At 44.7% G+C, this 206-nt stretch carries 1 protein-coding gene; it reads right to left on the minus strand.

The features are described from left to right. Window positions 1–9: 9 nt before the first annotated feature. A partial coding sequence (locus tag FD01_RS16750; RefSeq protein ID WP_420864853.1) for a transposase occupies window positions 10–206 on the minus strand: 197 nt, incomplete at its 5' end.

Genomic DNA, 206 nt, shown 5'->3' on the forward strand with positions numbered 1-206 from the left:
CTTGAATTGTCAAGCTAAGTGGAACATCTCTGACCAGAAGACTTCAAGCGAAGATTTCCATCCGAACATCTTGCGTGGTCGAGTGTTGATTTGCCACACCATTCGGTTGATTTCCTCGTCTGTGATCGTAGCGATGTCTGTTCCTTTGGGAATATATTCCCTGATCAATCCATTTGTATTTTCGTTACTTCCTCTGGCCCAAGGAG

Source organism: Lacticaseibacillus manihotivorans DSM 13343 = JCM 12514 (genome assembly GCF_001435035.1).
Taxonomy (GTDB): Bacteria; Bacillota; Bacilli; order Lactobacillales; family Lactobacillaceae; genus Lacticaseibacillus; species Lacticaseibacillus manihotivorans.